Origin of the sequence: Halomonas sp. DP1Y21-3 (assembly GCF_019801245.1) — a bacterium.
Taxonomy (GTDB): domain Bacteria; phylum Pseudomonadota; class Gammaproteobacteria; order Pseudomonadales; family Halomonadaceae; genus Halomonas; species Halomonas litopenaei.
This window is the reverse complement of sequence record NZ_JAHVJM010000021.1, coordinates 1-719: the sequence shown is the minus strand read 5'-3', so window position 1 is coordinate 719 and position 719 is coordinate 1. Positions and strand designations below refer to the sequence as shown.

General features: G+C 65.5%; 1 protein-coding gene. It reads right to left on the bottom strand.

Translation table 11 applies throughout. From position 1 onward, the window contains the following. The coding region (locus KUV74_RS20740; RefSeq protein WP_222517286.1) for an Ig-like domain-containing protein at nucleotides 1-719 on the bottom strand (719 nt) is incomplete at both ends.

Sequence of the window (719 nt, the reverse complement as noted above, 5' to 3'; positions counted from 1 at the left end):
TAGTCGCCTTCGACCGTGCCGCCGCCCGTCACGTTCTGGCCGTTGATCACCAGCGAGGCCAGGCTATCGCCACCGGTGGTGATCGGCAGACTGCCATTGGTGCTCTGGCTATCGTCGCCTGTCGCGCTACCGCCCGGCAATCCGGCTTCGCTGACGCTGAACTGCCCACCTTCGACATCGGGCGATGCGTCCGGCACGCTGACGGTCGGCGTGGAGTCCGCCGCCACGGTGACGGTGAACACCGCGTCGCTGGTGTCGCCATCGGCATCGCGAATGGTGTAGTCGATGACCGCATCGCCCTCGAAGCCGTCCGCCGGGGTGAAGGTCACCTCACCGGTGTCGCTGTCGAAGGACACGCTGCCCTGGCTCGAATCACGCAGGGTGGCGTCGGTGACACTGGCACCGTCCGCACCCTGGGTGTCGCTGGTATCGTCTGCATTGACCAGCACGTTGTAGGTGACCGCTGTGTCCTCGCCGGTCGTGGTGGCGTCATCCACGGCCACAGGTACATCGTCGTTGACGGCGATGGTCAGGCTGGTCGAAGCCGTATCGCCATCGCTATCGGTGACGACAATGGCGAACTGATCCGCCAGGTCATCACTGCCGGTGCCCTGGCTGGTGTGGTCCTGGGTGCTGCCATCCAGGGTGTAGCTCCAGCTGTACTCGCCGTCAGAGACACTGACGCTCAGGGTGCCGTAGTCGCCTTCGACCGTGCCGCC